The 13,295-nt window shown below is 31.2% G+C and carries 14 protein-coding genes; 5 read left to right on the top strand and 9 right to left on the bottom strand.

Going from position 1 to position 13,295, the window contains the following annotated elements; genetic code table 11:
• Positions 1-72: 72 nt before the first annotated feature.
• Together COJ46_RS21945 and COJ46_RS21940 are read right to left on the bottom strand one after the other, a co-directional pair.
• Positions 73-453 (bottom strand): PBECR3 domain-containing polyvalent protein, encoded by a 381-nt coding sequence (locus tag COJ46_RS21945; RefSeq protein WP_098231922.1) that lies wholly within the window; start codon positions 451-453, stop codon positions 73-75.
• Positions 454-469: 16 nt separating this feature from the next.
• Positions 470-1,366 carry a hypothetical protein gene (locus COJ46_RS21940; RefSeq protein ID WP_098231923.1) on the bottom strand — a complete coding sequence of 299 codons (897 nt, stop codon included), beginning with the start codon at positions 1,364-1,366 and terminating at the stop codon, positions 470-472.
• 479 nt (positions 1,367-1,845) lie between these two features.
• On the opposite strand from COJ46_RS21940, the gene COJ46_RS21935 reads away from it, so the two are divergent.
• On the top strand, positions 1,846-2,148 hold the full coding sequence (locus tag COJ46_RS21935; RefSeq protein ID WP_098231924.1) for a hypothetical protein: 303 nt from the start codon (positions 1,846-1,848) through the stop codon (positions 2,146-2,148).
• Between the two features lie 516 nt (positions 2,149-2,664).
• Here the strand turns inward: COJ46_RS21935 and COJ46_RS25285 are convergent.
• The 4 genes from COJ46_RS25285 to COJ46_RS21915 form a co-directional block, all read right to left on the bottom strand.
• Positions 2,665-3,183 carry a CPBP family intramembrane glutamic endopeptidase gene (locus COJ46_RS25285; protein WP_353652165.1) on the bottom strand — a complete coding sequence of 173 codons (519 nt, stop codon included), beginning with the start codon at positions 3,181-3,183 and terminating at the stop codon, positions 2,665-2,667.
• Positions 3,184-3,522: 339 nt separating this feature from the next.
• The gene (locus COJ46_RS21925) at positions 3,523-3,711 is read right to left on the bottom strand and encodes a hypothetical protein (protein ID WP_098231926.1); all 189 of its coding nucleotides are present in this window, start codon (positions 3,709-3,711) and stop codon (positions 3,523-3,525) included.
• A 7-nt stretch (positions 3,712-3,718) separates the two neighbouring features.
• On the bottom strand, positions 3,719-4,507 hold the full coding sequence (locus COJ46_RS21920; RefSeq protein WP_098231927.1) for a hypothetical protein: 789 nt from the start codon (positions 4,505-4,507) through the stop codon (positions 3,719-3,721).
• A gap of 385 nt (positions 4,508-4,892) precedes the next feature.
• On the bottom strand, positions 4,893-5,396 hold the full coding sequence (locus tag COJ46_RS21915) for a DUF3967 domain-containing protein (RefSeq protein ID WP_098231913.1): 504 nt from the start codon (positions 5,394-5,396) through the stop codon (positions 4,893-4,895).
• A gap of 2,102 nt (positions 5,397-7,498) precedes the next feature.
• Between COJ46_RS21915 and COJ46_RS21905 the strand changes: the two genes are divergently transcribed.
• Complete coding sequence (locus tag COJ46_RS21905; RefSeq protein ID WP_098231915.1) at positions 7,499-7,783, top strand: hypothetical protein; 285 nt, start codon at positions 7,499-7,501, stop codon at positions 7,781-7,783.
• Between the two features lie 524 nt (positions 7,784-8,307).
• The gene (locus COJ46_RS21900) at positions 8,308-8,715 is read left to right on the top strand and encodes a hypothetical protein (protein WP_098231916.1); all 408 of its coding nucleotides are present in this window, start codon (positions 8,308-8,310) and stop codon (positions 8,713-8,715) included.
• A 103-nt stretch (positions 8,716-8,818) separates the two neighbouring features.
• Here COJ46_RS21900 and COJ46_RS21895 read toward each other — a convergent pair whose 3' ends face one another.
• Positions 8,819-9,298 carry a hypothetical protein gene (locus COJ46_RS21895; RefSeq protein ID WP_098231917.1) on the bottom strand — a complete coding sequence of 160 codons (480 nt, stop codon included), beginning with the start codon at positions 9,296-9,298 and terminating at the stop codon, positions 8,819-8,821.
• A gap of 549 nt (positions 9,299-9,847) precedes the next feature.
• Between COJ46_RS21895 and COJ46_RS21890 the strand changes: the two genes are divergently transcribed.
• Positions 9,848-10,297 (top strand): hypothetical protein, encoded by a 450-nt coding sequence (locus COJ46_RS21890; protein WP_098231918.1) that lies wholly within the window; start codon positions 9,848-9,850, stop codon positions 10,295-10,297.
• Between the two features lie 35 nt (positions 10,298-10,332).
• Here the strand turns inward: COJ46_RS21890 and COJ46_RS21885 are convergent, their stop codons facing one another.
• Entirely contained in the window at positions 10,333-10,830 is a 498-nt protein-coding gene (locus COJ46_RS21885) for a hypothetical protein (protein ID WP_098231919.1), read from the bottom strand.
• Between the two features lie 198 nt (positions 10,831-11,028).
• On the bottom strand, positions 11,029-11,682 hold the full coding sequence (locus tag COJ46_RS21880) for a hypothetical protein (protein WP_098231920.1): 654 nt from the start codon (positions 11,680-11,682) through the stop codon (positions 11,029-11,031).
• 230 nt (positions 11,683-11,912) lie between these two features.
• Here COJ46_RS21880 and COJ46_RS21875 point away from each other — a divergent pair, with 230 nt between their 5' ends.
• Complete coding sequence (locus COJ46_RS21875; RefSeq protein ID WP_098231921.1) at positions 11,913-13,013, top strand: helix-turn-helix domain-containing protein; 1,101 nt, start codon at positions 11,913-11,915, stop codon at positions 13,011-13,013.
• The last annotated feature ends 282 nt before the right edge of the window (positions 13,014-13,295 follow it).

Below are 13,295 nucleotides of genomic sequence, written 5' to 3'. Positions count from 1 at the left end.
CAGCCATCACCCTTGTTTGGAGATGCGGGAGTGCCACCCCGCCTAAAATTCTTACGCCGGCCATAGCTCAAGCTATGGCTTTTTGTATGGCTTTAAAGCCCCTTTTTTATTGTATTTCACGACTTTTTCATCTGCCATAACAAAAAGCGTTTTAGCAAAATGTATCCCTCTCCCTGTAGCACGTACAGCAACTAATACGTAGTCTTCCTTTTCTTCATCATAAAATACCTTTATATATTCAATCGAATCTTTACGTGGGTGTTTTGCAACATAATCAGGAGATTCAAGAATTTCAGAAATTCTATGTCCATACTTATCAAAATCTTCTGGATGTTCATTTTTCATGTGTTCTATATTAGTTTCTCCTAACAAGATTGGTGCATCGGTATCAAGAGATAAACTTAAGATATTTATTACTACATCATTAATTACACCAACTTTTTCTGGTTTCATCGTAAGCGTTCTCCTCTTATGTTTCTGTTTCTATTTCTGTTTCTGGTTCCTCTTCTTCTTCGAAAAATTCTTTGATTTCACCATAATCAGCCGAAGGATAATCCTTCCAATCCCATGATTCTGCTGTCATCGAATTCATCAATGAAAGAACTGCACCTATATTTGAATCGATTAACTTTATTAAATGCGTAAGTGTAACGCCCTGTACGCTTTGACCATTGTATTTAAACGGACTCTGAAATACTGCTAGATCTTCCACATCCACTTCACTAACCCCCATATGTAGAGAGTTTTTAAGCACAGTAAAATGACCCGTCAACACATTATCTATTCGTTTAGTAACAACAAACAACCACTGAACATTACTTTTTATAGATGGCTTATTCTTTTTTGTTGTACTCCACTGAAAAAAGTGATAAACATCTATAATTTCTCCATACAGTGAGTTGCGATTTTTAATCTTCTTAATAAGTAAATCTAAAACTTCTTGCTTGTCCACTGTTATCTTTTTTAATAAATTATGCCTTATAATCGTATTGGAATAAGGTATGAGATAAGTAGTGTGAGATTTTTTTCCTTTTCTTTCACGAAAAATCAAATTCTCTTCCGTCAAAATCTTAATCCAATTGTCAATTGTACGTGTTTGAGTTCCGAAAAATTCTGCTATCCTTTCTATGCTGTGCCAACTATGTCCATATTGATTATTAGCTGCGAATGCAAAAAATAAATATAATCGTAAAGGTCCTGGCTCTAGTGTTTTTAAATGTTTTTCTCTAAAAGCAGTATATATTGGTACAAATGGTACGTTTCCATCACTATTTACCTTTCTCCAAAATTGATGGTATTCCTTAAACATTAAATCTTTTTCATCTTCCGCGGGAATTGATGCCAATCCGAATCGTTTTTTAGACATAACGTCTTCTCGCTCCTTCATTAATTTCTGTAAAAACAATATACCACGCAATCAAAAGCTTAATCAAATGCGTTTTTACACAATATTTTAATAAAACATTGCGCAAAAACGCAGAAAAACCATTAAAAATTTTCGTATAAACTATAACCATTAAATAAAATTATAATAAAAACTTATAAATAGATACAGTGACAAAATACGAAATAGTGTAAACGAAAATATTTTCGTTTATAGACAGTTTTATTAAAAATTTCAAGATGAAAAAGAGACGGTTTAAATAAACCACCTCTTTTTCTGAATTAGTTGTAGATGAGCCGTTTTTCCGATCGTATAGAAACAATTAATTTTTAATGACAGTTACTCCTTTCTTCATTTCATTAGGCTGTTATCTTCCTTTTGTAGACTTTTTTTAACGTTCTTAAGGTTATAAAAGCCTTTTTTTATTTCAATTTAGGAAATACTTTAATTCAGGTGATTTTATGAAAAATGTTTCAATTTATCATACTATTAAAGTAAATGAGGATTTTAACACAGCAGCTAATCAATTATTTGAACTGATTAAAGCACGTCAACTAAGAGAACCGAATAAGGAAAGGCATTTATATTTGGATATTGAAGGTGAACGAGGGTCAACTGATCGAGATATGTTGGAATTACAATCCCGTTTTATTCCCGAAATGATAGTTCCGTATGTAACAGAAATACATATGCCTTTAGGGAATATCAAAAATAAACATCAGGATAATAATCTTCCTGAATCATTAACTATAACCGAAGTCTAATAAAAATTATCCGATATGATCTGTTTAAATGATCCTTTTTCATTACCGATAAAAGTGTATTTATGTAAACTAGAGTACAAGGTGATGGAACAACTTTTATATTTTTAGAAAAAGTTAGCTAGCACAAGAGCATAAGGAAAAACTGCCCCCAACAAGGTTGTGGGACTAGGCAAAGCCTAGTGTTTTTATGGGTACTTAAAAAATTGCTAAATAGGATCTTTATAGGCTCCTTTTTTCACCAAATAGTCCTTTTATAGGCTCTTTAAAAACAGCAAATAGGCGCTTTATAGGCGCCTATTTTTTATGAAAAAAAGTCTAAAGTGAGATCATATTCATTTTTTTCCAATTTTTGTTCTTGTTAAAATGTAGGATCATTCTTTTGAAGATCCTTTTTTTGTTACCTATAAGTTCCATTATGTAAACTAGTCTCGTATAGGGTATTCGTGTAAGATTTTGCAGAAGATTGTTTTTTGGAAGAGTAAACAACTGAATTCAGTATCGTGTGTCCTAAATCAACTAAAGCTGCTGGAATAAGCACTTTTCTTTAACTCGTTTAGAAAAATAATAAATAAATAGAAACGATAAAATTATGAATGGAATTATATTTATAGGATTACTGATAAATTTATAATAAATGTCTGTATAATTATTTTCTGGTATATTTTGTAAAATATTATTTATAACATGTAAAAAAATAGGGGCTATTAATGATTTATTAATATAAAATACGTAGCAACAAAGCATTCCAAATAATAATGTATAAGAAAATTCGATTATATTCAGATGTATAAAACCAAAAACTATTCCATTAAAAAAAATAGATTTATAACTTCCAAGGTGTTTTGTTTTTTGAAATAATAACCCTCGAAACCAAATTTCTTCAATTAATGGCGTAATTATAGCACTGGTAGTCATGAAATAAATAAAGGAATTGTATGAGTATTTATAATTTTGAAATGAATGATCATTTAAAAGTTCCGATAGAAGTGTGATTAAACCATGGGTGATAGGTTGAAATAAAATAGTTAGAATCATTAAATGAAAATAATTTTTAATAGGAATTTTTTTAAATTTAAGATCATGTTTCAAAGTAATCTTCATTTTTCTTAAAAAATATAAAGTAGGTATCACTAAAAATAACATTTCAGAAACAAAGTAATAAACATAATTTACCTGTATTTTCATTGTTTCCAAAAGGGACAGAAATATGTAGTTTCCAAATCTAAAAAAAAAGTAAGTTATTAAAATGTATTTAATAGTTTGTTTCATGCTGATATTGTTCATTCTACTCATCCCTATATCTTATTATTAGTAATAATTATATCATGGTGTATTAATGGGTAATAAAAAAAACTGCATTAAGCAGTTTTTTATTTACATATTTTTAATTTCTGGTTCTTTTTTAGTTAATTTAGATACAATTCCAACTACTAAAGCATTAAAAATCACTATTATTACAAGTGAAATATTACGATTGGCAACCGTAATATTAATAAAATCAACCATTTTAGTAGTGTTTTGCACTAGAAAGAACAATATAAAAATTAATATAAAGGCTCGCATTTATCTATTACCAATATAAAGTGTTATCCCAACTACTAAATAAAGCTCGACTTAAATGAATTTTAACCGGTTTTGTTCTACCAGAGTCAGAGTAACTAGTAATGTACCAGCGATAAATATATCGATCATAGTAACTACTCCAAGAACGAACCAAATACATTTTATCCCACGATTGTGCTGGGAAATGGTCGTCAATCCAATCAGCAGCCAAACTAGAATTTGCAGCATTGGCTATCTCTGCTTTACCACCAGTGCCGCCATATTTATAACCTGCTACAGCAACTAGTGCTGCACCAACTGCTTTTAACGATGCTTTCATTGTGTTGTATGTTTCTCCATTAAATCCACCACTTTTAATTGATAGTATAGTTTCTCCTGACTCTACTGGGATATAAGTAGCTTGATATTCTCCTGTACTTGTAGCTGTGTCAGCTCCAGATTGGATGTAATTTAACATCCCCATAGTTTGGTTTTGAGTTTCTTGTATAACCGCAGTATTTGTAAACATATCATCTCGAGGATCAAGAGATGCAGTAGTTACTTCTACACCATCAATAGTCGTTGTTGTATGTTCAAAAACTGAATTTATTACATATCCATCATCAGTAACTTCTGGTTCTGGAAGAACTGTTTCAGTAACTCCTGGTGGTAATTCCACAGGTCCAATTATATATGGTGTAGCTCCTGTTTCAGTCGTTGTTGATTCTACTTCTGCAGCTTGTGCTGTGTTAAGAGATGAAACTCCTGATCCTAATAAAGCAAATGATGTTGCAGCGATTAAATATTTCTTTTTCATTTTTTATTTATCCTCATTTCCTTTTTTAATTAATACTTTATATTTGTTCTTTATAAAGAACAAAAACCCTTTAAAAAAATCGGAATATTCAAAAAAAAAAAAAAAATCATGAAATTCCAATAAGAGTATTTATGTAAATGGGACATATGTAGGTAAGAGGTAGAGGAAGCTAAGTTATATTTTGGATGTGTGGGTAACGTGATTTTTGTTATCCATGCAGAGAAGATAAAACTTCCAGACCAGAACGTAGTGGAGGGCTTATGATTTTATAAATCTATAAAATCAGTAAACGGAATATATAATTGCGAAAAAATGACGTCTGAGATTCAGGTTTCAATGTATTGAAACACAATAGTATCAAGGGTTTATAAATTTATAAAGGCCATTACTTCCAAAATCCCCACCATTTTTTAGTGATTTTTTGAGTGGCTGCAACTTCTAACATTAATTGTTTTTGCTCTTGGATCGCCCTCATGGTTTCCATAAGTACCTGATCACGATTTGTTGTAGCTTTTCTCTGCTCCACTAATTCTTCCTTGATCACTTTATTTTCCTTCTCTAGTTGTTCCATACGCTCATTTGTAATTCTTAATTCTTCTAAAATTGTATCAAGTTTATCATTCATTATAGATGGTGTTACAGGATTATAAAGGCTTACTGAATTTCCTTTTATAACTTGTTTTACGGCTTCCTCGACCTTCATAACTCCTTTAAGTGCTATCACTTGTTCAAATCGTTCTAAATCCTTGTCAGTAAAGAGTCTAGAACCATTTTCTCCATCCGTTATAAAGTTGTAATCGTGTTTAACAAACAATAAAGCATACTTTGTTATTGTAGCTTCAGTAATTTTTAATTTTTTGGCTGCTTCTTTTTTATTGTAATGATTCATAGTTTCACCTTCTTTCAATTTATAATTTTATAATCGATACATTTATAATTCTGTAAATCCCCTTATTACTCCTTTTATAGATTTATAAACCCATTATTATTAGATATGTCATTTTATTAGATCCTCCGACTGCACCCAGTAGTACAAGACCTCGGGCATGTCTTACGAAGTATGAGCGAGGTCTTGTACTGTTTACGAAGGTAAAGGAGGAGGGTCTTTCCCCATTATGACAATGTTTCTAAGCCAATACATACCGTAAATAAAAAATAAATTACTTAATTTTTCAGTTATGCTCTTATTTATGATTCCAGCCAATGATAAAACACTAGACTAAACTCTTTTATTCAGCTCCCCAACCTTTCTTCTATTATATTTCTTTTCCCTTTTAATCTCTTATTCTTTACTCTCTCTAACTACCTACTTACTTACCTTCTTTCTACTCTCACTTACTTTACTTACTCCTCACCACCATCTACCACAAAATAGATTTAGATCGGGTAAGTGGATTATTTATCTATGGTCCTGCTGAATGGTCACGGAATATCGCTCCATCATGCCGTGACCATTTAGCAGGACTGGCTCTATATTTATACTAAAAAGTAAGTTGTATTTAATGTTGGGGATGCTTGCAATATCAAATACAACACCAAATACAAGGTTATATACAACAGTTTTTACAACTAAATAATCCATATTTTCTCTTCTACCTAAGATCCTAAGCCCTCCACTTCGTTACGTCCTGGAAGTTATATTTTCTCTGCATGGATAACGAAAACCACGTTACCCACACATCCAAAATAAAACTTATGTTCCTCTAATCCCTCATCTACATCTACTATCCATTTATTCTTTTCATCTTTTTGTTTGATTGTTCTTGACTTCGAACTGTAAGGTCTTGTAAACTCAGCCATCGAGGAATGGACAACGGCTGGAAGGCAGACTAACCCCTTGCAAAAAAACGAGGTTAAAATCTGCCTTTCCATACAAATCAATTTCTCAGCACTACTGAGTTATGGTATCCGTATGTATAGACGTCGCATAGACGGTCAAGGACGCTCCTTAACCAACATGACTTATGGACAACATGTCCTACGGTGCGTATCCACGCCCTACACCGTTCCTTTTCAGGTCATTCGCCATGTAACCCCCTTATCCCATCAACCTGTAACAGCATTGTAGGTAAGGCGTGATACAGTGTCATAACAGCCTCTTACTAGTAACTCTCAGTCTATTTCACAACAGTCTGATTAACTACGACAGTACCATTATGTCTTGTTTGATCCTCCATTGGTTTTAAACACTTTTTACCATAGGTTTTACCCCTTAGGCTTTTCTTTTGCAAGGCTTGTGTCCTTTACCTCGCTTACGTCAGACAGCTGCATGCAACAGCAGCCGTTATCCGAATGTACTTTTTGCATCGGCTACATTTCACCTTTCTACTTTTCGTGTGACTTGGCTCTCACAAACCAAATAGTCTAACGAAAAAAGCACACTTCTTAGCTTGTCCTACCGTTCAACAAGGCTAAAAAGTGTGCTCTAAAAATCTCAAACTCTTAAACTAGTAATAACAATATTTAACTATTGCAATTACGTCATTAACTCGCTATACTCTAGGTATAACTAGTTAATGTTTATTCTATGGTTCGAGCATAGATTAAACAATTTAGTCTTGTGCTTCCAACACTAGACTAGCGATAAGAGTCACTTATGTTAAAGCTTCCAACTTTAGCATGAGTGGCTTTTTTCGTTTCCGTACTATTTAATTACTCAAATTTTAACACTATTCAACAAGTAAAACTAGCATTTTTCTCCATTTTTAATAGATATTTCTATGAATCTTGCAATTTAGTCTAAGAAAACTAAAAACTCGTTGCGTAATACTGCGTCTCTCAAGCATGCTTTTTTAAAGCAGGGGAGCTTAAACCCAAAAGAGAGGTTAGCGACATTAAAAAATCTACTTGGGGGAGGTCTAATGACTGGTATTACTGCATATTTTAATTTTAAACAGTGTTCATCTTGAACGTTTGAACAAATTTACATCGTTTAAAAGTTCAGGACTTAGTTGATAAAATTTTGAATAAAAAATGAAAGGGGAAGAGGAAATGGATAACGAAATCAAAGGGGCAATCGGTACAAAAAAAGTTCATGAACGTGCTACTCGATCTGATAAAAAGATTCGTGTTAACATTACGACCACCCAAGACACTCATCGAAAACTAAAAAAGCTTGCTATTAGCTGTAATATGAGCAAAACTGCACTAGCTGAAGACTTAATTCGTATGTGTGTAAATCACACAGACATCATCGACTGGTATCAAAAACAACACAATACTGAAGATGAGTACCGTATTATCCCAATATTAAAAGATGGGAAGGTTTACTATTAATAAGTAAACGTTCCCATCTTTTTTCCAATCCTCTTCCATAATCTATAACACTTTGAACATAGCTTTTCCTGCTTTAAATACTTCTCCGTAGAGACTCTAACCACACTATCACAATGTGTACATTTCATTTATTTCTCCTCCAACTTCTTCTCTTTTTCTATCATTGTGAACAAATTTATAAGTTTTTATACACTTAACAACAATCCAATATGCAGGATTTTATACAAAAAAAGGCGAATAGGTTTTGATGGATGAGCACCCCAAAACCCTGTTAGATCAACGATGTATAAAAACTTGTATATCGGTCGAAAAAACAGAATTGCCCACCCCTTGGTACACAAGGGGTGGGCCTTTTTGCAACTTCCGTTAAGAATTATTATGTAAACAAAAAATGAATGATATATTCATAGAATTTGTCGATATTTATTTGTTCTAATCTCTTTTTAATTAACAGGATTTTCCATTTAATAAGCTAATTTATTTATTAGGGATTCTAAAAGAGTTCGAAAAAGGAGATAATCAAAATGAGAAAAATAAAAAATGCTATTTTTAGCCTACTTACAGTAGCTACGTTAGCTGTATCTATACCTCAGCAGGCAGCAGCAGCAGGAATGACTTGGCAAGGATATGATTTTTTGAGCTTGTCATTTGGTATATGGAACATCTCTCAGACATATTACCTTGGGACAGGAACTATTCAAGTATGTATAAGTGGAGTGGATAACGGCAGTAACACCTATACACTACAAGCCTATGAAGATGATGGTGCTTCAGGTCTAACACTATTAGCTAATAAAAGCCTGACAGGTAATACTTGTATTAATATCTATGGTGCAACAGCAGATGGTGATAATGGATATGCAGAGTTTTATTTCAGAGTTGGAACACCTAGATATAGTGACAGTTCAATACGAGCAGATGTATATCAATAAAAAACGCTTTTATGAAAAAAAAGGGGTGAAGACACTTAGTGTTTTTCACCCCTTTTTTTATTTACCCCAAATTTAAATGAGCTATAAAAACTAATTAATACTATTATTTTATTACTTCTTTATGCTCATATTTTAATAACTTCGTTTTTGTAAGACCTTTAGGAAGATTAGTCATGTTTATCCTTGATGGTTCAACAGCTAAATATAATGTGTCTAAACCACGGATGGTTCCATCTTGATCCTCTGGACGTATTGTAATTTTTAATACATAACTAAATTTTTCTTCTAAACCTTTTAAATTTCTTGTTGCTCGTATGGAAACATACTTTTCATTTTCTGGAGCCGCATAACCTTGGACTTTTATATTTTTGTTTTTATAATAATTTTCGATATGGTTCATTATTTCTTTATTATAAAGATCCAGTATAAAAATTTCATAAAATCGATTATTTACTTTGTCTAACGATGAAAATTTAATTGATGAAACATCCATTACTTCATTATTGTTTGCATTCGTTACACCCCAAAAGGCAGATATACTGATAAAAATTGTTATGATTGAAACTAGAAATATTTTTTTCATTCCTACACCTCCATTAATAACATATGTAGACAAGTACTTTTTATTCAAGTTTCCTATAATCATAATGTGAACTAGAAGTATAATCGAAATCCTTTTAGTTTCTTGTATTGTTTGTTTTAGTTCAATTTAGTTAATCTCATAAACAGTAAATGTTAAATAAACATGAACATTAAAAATCGGTTTGAAGTTAAATAAATATAGACATAACGAGTGTATTCGAAATGAATTCGCTTGAACGCCTATTTAGTTGGGGAAAACGGAGTTTGCATACAACTTTAACTCTGCCTCCTATGCTGTATGAAGCAACTAGGCAATGTTTATTTTACCGAATTAACACAGTACATAGACTATAATGCGGAAAATGATCTTCATAAATTGAAGATCATTTTTTATGTGCCGATAAGGTTTTTTATGTAAACTAGATTTGTATAGGATATTCAAAAACTTGTCGATATTTATTTATTCTAATCTTTTTTAATTAACAGGAGTTCTTTATTTGACAAAAGAATTAATTCTTTAACAAGTTCATTTATATGGGAGGAAAGAAAAATGATGAAAAAAATAGTTTTTAGTCTTTTGGTGGTCATTACTGCATTAACATCTAAAGTTGGTAATTCATTTGCTGCAGGAGAAGTTTCACCTCAACTTGTGTACGGTTACAATTGTTCAGATACTTGGACTGTTTGTGTAGCTATTCAAACAGGTTATGGCGATAAATCTGGAATTTCACCTCAAGTTTATATCCCATATGGCGCAAGGGTTGATATTAACGGAGATACTTTTACTGATAGTCTTTTTAATATGAGATTTTATGTAATTGATTCAGCAGGTAAAGCAGTTGCTAATACAACTGTTAATCCTGGACCGTTTAACGGAACAGATTATATCAGTTGGACAAATAAACAAGGTGGGTATTACAGACTCCAAGCAATATGTTTTGGGAATAATCCTTCATATAAATGTGAGGGTGAAGGAAAAATATCTTTTACTCGACAATAAAAATAAAGTAAAAAACACACTTATTAGTGTGTTTTTTACTTTATGGATTTTACAATATTAATTGCGTCATCCTTACTAAAGTTACTTGTTCGTTTAGAAACGAATATTACATAAGTTAAATTTTTTTTATGAAATTGGATTTTTGAACCTACCTCTGATTGTCTTATAAAAACTTTTAAATTATCTACGTACGTTACAAGATCTGTTGGGATTTGGTCTATTTCTTCATTATTATTTATTATTATCGTTTTCAACATTTGTTTAGTATTTTGATTATAATAATAAAGATCTAAATAACCATTAGAATGAATTTTTCCAAATTTATGTGTGATTATAAATGGAAACTGAGTCGGCGTTCCAACTTTAATTTTATTTTTCTCTTCAAACTTATCTATTGCATTTTCGAATTTTTCATATTTCATAATATTATAAAATTGATTATCCGTGGATGTTTGTATATTTGCTGCATTCACATGATAATTTAAGCTAAAAAGGGTTATAAATATTAATACGATACACTTAATTAATTTCATAAAAGTACCTCCATTTTTTATTTATTCTAACCCAAAATTATCCAATTTATGTGCTAAAAATAGCAATAAAAAAAGCAACTTACTTTTTTATTGCCGATAAGCGTACTTATGTTAACTAAATTTATATTTGTATACAAAAAGAAAAAAACCCTCCTTTTGAAGGGTTTAAATGTTATGGGTATATTATAAATATATTAATTAGTATCGATATCGAACAGTAAAATCTGGATCAATTTGATAAGCGAAAGATACGATTTGTCGATTCACATTAGATACTGGTACAACTAATTCGCTTATTTCTTGACCATTCTCATCAATACCTTTTGTCAATGATTCATCAATCTGAGCACCAATTGGTGTAATAATTGACAGTTGAACTCTTCCGCCATTTTCAGCTATCTTTAGTCCATCAAATGGTACTCGTATTGTGAATTCATAGTCTGAAGAGTTGTTAATCGGGTAAATTTTATAATCATAAGATAGCAAATAAGTATTAGGAGATCCCGAAATCGGAGTTAATGGTGCTTTTTTCAAGATTGCTCTTAACATGAATCGAGCCGAATCTTCAATTACACCCTGTAAGTTCCCTTCCTCTGATTCAGTTTGGATATCCTCGGTACCCGCAAGTATTGTAGAAGCCTTTTTAGGATTCATATCTATACCTGAGATTTTAAAGAAATTTAAAACTTCTGGTGGTACTGAATTGCCATTAGGTACATACCAAGTTTCTTCTGATGGAATAGGTTCGTCCATAACGAGTAAAGTCTCGACATGAACAGTATCATATTGATTGCCATTGTAACGAGAAGTTCCATTAATAATAACACTTACATCTTGAAGTCTAATATTCATTTAAAGCACCTCACTTTAGTTTATTGTGATTTGCTGGCTTGTTTATGGTATTATATTACAGTAAAAAAACAAAACCAGTTTTTTGCAAGTGCGGATAGGGCCGCACTTTTTTATTTATAACAACCCATAACATTTGTTATTTTAACTATAACAACAGTTATTATTCTTGTCAACAAAAAATAACATATGTTATTTTAATAATAACAAACTGTCAGAGAGAAGGAATTAAAATGTCTATAAAAGAAAGAATTATATCCAAAAGAAAAGAGTTAGGTTTAAATCAAACGGAACTAGCAAAGAAATCCGGACTACAGCCTCCTGCTATTAGTCAGTACGAATCTGGAATTAGAAACCCTTCTTATGATGCATTAGTTAAGCTATCAAACGCTTTAAATGTAACCATTGATTATTTAGTTTCTGGGGTAAAAGGTGAAAGTAATTCAGTTTTAGAGCCTAAAAGTGAGGTGCTTATTAAAATTTTTCAAAATTTAAATTCGCAAAAAAGGGAGAAGTTAATGAATGATGCATTTTCATACGCTGGTTATGAAAATGTTATAAATTACTTTTCGATAGATCCAAAAAATTATGCTAAATACGTTTTTGATCAACTATTAAAAAAGGAATTTCCTATTGATGTATATATCCTTTCGGATAAAATTAGTTTAAAAATTATAAATGGTGATTTAAAAGGGGAAGCAGAAGCAATCTTATTAAAAAAGAATAATACTATTATCCTTGATCAAAAAGTCACACATGAAGCTAGAGTCAAATTTGCACTAGCAACTTTAATTGGACACCTGTTAATACCATGGCATACAAATGATGTATATTATTATAGAAAATCTGGTAAATCAACACTCCTAACTGAAATTACTGATGAAATGGAAGCAAGTTTATTTGCCACGAATTTAATAACACCATCTGAAATTTTGGAAAAAGATTTATCAAATTTGGAATCTAAAAATATTAGTTTAAAGGATTTAAAAATACTAGCTGATGAGAAATATAAAGTTTCACTTACTTCTTTTTGTAATCGTCTAATAGAATATAATAAAGATCGATTTGCAGTAGTAAATTCAAGTGAATTTAAAATAACAAAAATATTCTCTGGTAATATGCTAATAAAAGAAGTAGCTTCTCCTTTAAATAAGGATAGTAAAGCTTTTGAACTCCTTAGTAACCCAGGCCAAGAAGAAGAATTAAAAGAGGGGATAGTAAACGCCAATACATGGATTGACGAGGCAGATGAAAATGAAATGTTGTACGAAAGTTCCATTTTTAATCCAAAATACAATTCGACTTTAACCTTGTTAACAAGGATTAATAAGTAAAAGAGTGTATCTTTTTCTAACATTGATTAAGCGTTTTGCCTAAATATAAACAGAAAAAAAGACTCTTCAATCGCAGAACCTTTTTGTTGCCTATTAGGTACATTATTGTTAACGTATCATCTCTTTGCTTGGACTTACTTTTATTGAGGTATTGACAATACCTGTACTGAGCATTAAGATAAGATTGTAGTAAATAATAACAATTAGTACATTTTAATAAAAATAATTCTTAAAACAATAACATATACTAATACTGTAAGGATTTTCTGAAGATGGAACAGG

Source organism: Bacillus sp. AFS077874, from assembly GCF_002566505.1.
Lineage (GTDB): Bacteria > Bacillota > Bacilli > Bacillales > Bacillaceae_G > Gottfriedia.
Note: the sequence above shows the minus strand (reverse complement) of the source record. Positions and strands in the feature narration are given on the sequence as shown.

What these genes read in the sequence shown, in the direction of transcription:
- COJ46_RS21885 (WP_098231919.1), bottom strand. Translation starts at nt 10,830, where the DNA reads ATGAAATTAATTAAGTGTATCGTATTAATATTTATAACCCTTTTTAGC.
- COJ46_RS21920 (WP_098231927.1), bottom strand. Translation starts at nt 4,507, where the DNA reads ATGAAAAAGAAATATTTAATCGCTGCAACATCATTTGCTTTATTAGGA.
- COJ46_RS21945 (WP_098231922.1), bottom strand. Translation starts at nt 453, where the DNA reads ATGAAACCAGAAAAAGTTGGTGTAATTAATGATGTAGTAATAAATATC.
- COJ46_RS21925 (WP_098231926.1), bottom strand. Translation starts at nt 3,711, where the DNA reads ATGCGAGCCTTTATATTAATTTTTATATTGTTCTTTCTAGTGCAAAAC.
- COJ46_RS21875 (WP_098231921.1), top strand. Translation starts at nt 11,913, where the DNA reads ATGTCTATAAAAGAAAGAATTATATCCAAAAGAAAAGAGTTAGGTTTA.
- COJ46_RS21895 (WP_098231917.1), bottom strand. Translation starts at nt 9,298, where the DNA reads ATGAAAAAAATATTTCTAGTTTCAATCATAACAATTTTTATCAGTATA.
- COJ46_RS21905 (WP_098231915.1), top strand. Translation starts at nt 7,499, where the DNA reads ATGGATAACGAAATCAAAGGGGCAATCGGTACAAAAAAAGTTCATGAA.
- COJ46_RS21900 (WP_098231916.1), top strand. Translation starts at nt 8,308, where the DNA reads ATGAGAAAAATAAAAAATGCTATTTTTAGCCTACTTACAGTAGCTACG.
- COJ46_RS21890 (WP_098231918.1), top strand. Translation starts at nt 9,848, where the DNA reads ATGATGAAAAAAATAGTTTTTAGTCTTTTGGTGGTCATTACTGCATTA.
- COJ46_RS21935 (WP_098231924.1), top strand. Translation starts at nt 1,846, where the DNA reads ATGAAAAATGTTTCAATTTATCATACTATTAAAGTAAATGAGGATTTT.
- COJ46_RS21880 (WP_098231920.1), bottom strand. Translation starts at nt 11,682, where the DNA reads ATGAATATTAGACTTCAAGATGTAAGTGTTATTATTAATGGAACTTCT.
- COJ46_RS21915 (WP_098231913.1), bottom strand. Translation starts at nt 5,396, where the DNA reads ATGAATCATTACAATAAAAAAGAAGCAGCCAAAAAATTAAAAATTACT.
- COJ46_RS21940 (WP_098231923.1), bottom strand. Translation starts at nt 1,366, where the DNA reads ATGTCTAAAAAACGATTCGGATTGGCATCAATTCCCGCGGAAGATGAA.
- COJ46_RS25285 (WP_353652165.1), bottom strand. Translation starts at nt 3,183, where the DNA reads ATGATTCTAACTATTTTATTTCAACCTATCACCCATGGTTTAATCACA.